General features: G+C 60.4%; 3 protein-coding genes. All 3 read left to right on the forward strand.

The annotated features are described in order from the left end of the window. Positions 1-1,510 (forward strand): helicase-related protein (locus O2807_13925; GenBank protein MDA1001599.1); only part of this gene is annotated, 1,510 nt, incomplete at its 5' end. Further along, the gene (locus tag O2807_13930) at positions 1,500-2,459 is read left to right on the forward strand and encodes a peptidyl-prolyl cis-trans isomerase (GenBank protein MDA1001600.1); all 960 of its coding nucleotides are present in this window, start codon (positions 1,500-1,502) and stop codon (positions 2,457-2,459) included. The genes O2807_13925 and O2807_13930, both read left to right, overlap by 11 nt. Beyond that, positions 2,443-3,210: SurA N-terminal domain-containing protein (locus O2807_13935; protein MDA1001601.1), on the forward strand; the 768-nt coding region annotated here is incomplete at its 3' end. The genes O2807_13930 and O2807_13935, both read left to right, overlap by 17 nt.

A 3,210-nucleotide genomic window follows, 5' to 3' on the forward strand; every position in this document is an offset into this window, starting at 1 on the left:
CCAGCACTGGGAAACCTTCCTGAGGCGGTTTGAGCCGCTCCCGGTGTGTGTGGAGATGTTATCCCGCTTCCGGAGCCGGAAGGAGCAGAACGAGGTGGTGGCCGGCCTCGCCTCGGGTGAAGTGGACATCGTCATCGGCACTCACCGGCTGCTGCAAAAGGATGTGGCGTTCAAGGATCTGGGTCTGCTCGTCATTGACGAGGAGCATCGCTTCGGCGTCGCCCACAAGGAGAAGCTCAAGAAACTGCGGGTGAACGTTGATATCCTGACGATGACGGCCACGCCGATTCCCCGTACCCTGCAGCTGGCCCTCTCGGGAACCCGCGACATGAGTGTTATCGAGACCCCGCCGCGCCAACGCCTTGCGCCCCGGACCTATATCGCCCGCTTCAGCGAGCGGGTGGTCGGCGATGCCATCCGCCGGGAAATCGACCGGGGTGGGCAGGTTTTCTTTGTCCACAACCGGGTGAAAAGCCTTCCGGCGATGCAGCGGTATCTGGAAAGGGTCGTGCCCGAGGCGCGCGTTCTCATGGCCCACGGCCAGATGCCCGAGCGAAAGCTCGAGGAGACGATGGAGCATTTCGTCTCCCGGAAGGCGGATGTTCTCCTTTGCACGACGATCATCGAAAGCGGCCTCGACATTCCCTCGGTGAATACCATTCTCATCAACCGTGCGGATTATTTCGGCATGGCCCAGCTTTATCAGCTGCGGGGAAGGGTGGGCCGCGATCGGTTCCAGGCCCATGCCTATCTTCTCGTGCCGGGGGCGGAGGGGCTGACCCGCGAGGCGCGTGAGCGTCTCAGGGCGCTCGAGGAGTTGAGCGAGTTGGGGGCCGGCTTCCGGCTGGCGGCGCGGGATCTGGAAATTCGCGGGGCCGGGAATCTGCTGGGACACCGCCAGTCGGGGCAGATTGCGTCCGTGGGCTTCGAGATGTACTGCCAGTTGCTCGAACAGGTGATCCAGGAGGCCAAGGGGGGATCGGCCGAGCTGCGGGAGCCCGAGCTGGTCCTGCCGGTGGCGGGTTCGCTTCCGATGGACTGGATGGCCGGGCAGGCGGACCGCCTTGAGGCCTACCGGCGCATTGCCGCGACCGAATCTCCCGAAAGCCTGGCCGAAATGGAGCAGGAGCTGGCCGATCGTTTCGGTCCGCTTCCTCCCCGCGCCCGCCGGCTTCTGCAGCTGGCCGAGCTCCGCATCCGGTGCCGCAGTTGCGGGCTCAAACTCCTGCAAGTCCGCGGGAAAGAAGCGCTTTTCGAGGCTTTCCCGGGCGATTATGCGCTATCGGCGTCCTTCCTCGAAATACCCGGCATGCAGTTTGTCGGCTCCCACACCTTCCGCTGTTTGCTGACAGGGGACTGGACCGAGGATTTCGGCCGGCTGGTCGGGCTCCTCGATGCCTTTGCGGCATGCCGGCGGGAAGAGGATGAGGAAGTGGCGGACGGCGCAGATACGGGTGAAAATGTGGCGGCCGTTTCATCGCCTGGGAAGGGAGCGGACGGTGTGGACTGAGTGGTGCAGGCGATGGGCCGCCGGCCTCGCGGCCGCATCTGTGATCTTGGTGGGAGGCTGCGGCGATGCGCCCGAGAGCGCCAAGAAGAAGGAGAAGGTTGTTGTCGCGGATGTGAACGGGGAGAGCATCACCGCAGATGATGTTTTCGTGGCGCTGCTCGTTCAGGGGAAACCGACGCTCACAAAGCAAGAAGGGGAAGGCGTCCTTCGTGCTGTGGTCGAGCAGCTGGTCGATCAGCGCATCGTCCTGCAGCGGTTTCGGGAGAGCAGCCAGCCGGTGGACGAGCAAGAGGTGGAGACCCACATGGTGGTGATCGCCCAGCAATTCAGGCCCGGCGAGTTGGACGCCATGCTGAAGGAAGAGGGAATCGAAAAGAAAAAGTGGATTCAGGCGGTCCGCGAAGCGCTGGAATTCGAGCATCTTCTGAGCCGGGAGGTCTATTCGAAGTTGACGGTGAGCGATGCGGAGGTTCAGGCCGACTACGAGAAAAACCGGAAAAACTTTGAGCGGGGAAGGCGGTGGCGGGTCCGCCAGATTGTCGTGGACGCCGAGGAAAAAGCCCTTCGGCTCCGGAAACTCGTCCAGGGCGGCGCCTCCTTTGCCCAGTTGGCCGAGGAGCATTCCGCCGGGCCCGAGCGGAATCGGGGCGGGGATATTGGTGTTTTCTCTCTGGGCCAGCTCCCGGAGAGCATCGAAAAAGTGATTGGTGCCCTCCAGGGAAACGAAGTAAGCCGCCCCGTGCAGACATCCGCGGGATATCATATATTTCAAGTTACCGAGCGCCGGATGGCCGGCGTGTTGCCTTTATCCACCGTCCAGGAGCAGATTCGAACGGAAATTCTTACGGCCAAGGGGCGGCTTCGGTTGAAGGACTGGATTTCCAGGTTGAAGTCAAAATCCCACATCAAATATCACTGGAGCAATTTGAGACATGTCCTTCCGGATTAACGGAATCTTATTCGTCATCGTTTTCTGCCTTCTCTTCTCCGGGCCAGCCGCCGGCCAGATGGTGACTGTCGAGCGGATTATCGCCAAGATCAATCAGGACATTATTACCCTGAGCGAACTGCAGGACCTGGTAAAGAAGGAAGGGAACAAGTTTTTAAGATCCCTGAAGGAAAAAGATGCGGAACGCCGCCGGCGCGAGCTGGAGCTTCTTGCGCTGGATCAGCTGATTGAACAGAAACTCATCGTGCAGCGCGCAAAGGAACTCGATGCCAAGGTCGATGACAAGGATTTGGAAAAAGCCATCGACACCATCATCGCACGGAACAATCTGACGAAAGAAAGTTTCGGGCGGTATCTCCAGTTGCAGGGAATTTCCTTTGAAACCTTCCGCGATCGGATGCGGCAGCGGCTGCTGGTCCGGCAGATTGTGGGCCTGGAGGTGGACGCCCGGATTTCGGTGAACGAGTCCGAGGTGAAATCCTACTACGATTCCAATATCACCGAATTTCAGAAAGGCGCCTCGCGCAAGGTCCGGCAGATATTTTTCCCCATCGGACAGGAAGATACCGAGGCTCGAAAGTTGGAGAAGAAGAAAAAAGCGGATGATGCGTACACGGAAGTCAGCCGGGTGGGCGCGGATTTCGCGAAGCTGGCCAAGAGCCTCTCCGAGGGGCCGGCCGCCCAGCAGGGCGGTGATTTGGGGTATTTGAAGAAAGGAGAGGTGTTCCCGGAGTTTGAGGCGGCCGTTTTC

The sequence above is a fragment of the bacterium genome (assembly GCA_027622355.1).
Taxonomy (GTDB): Bacteria; UBA8248; UBA8248; order UBA8248; family UBA8248; genus JAQBZT01.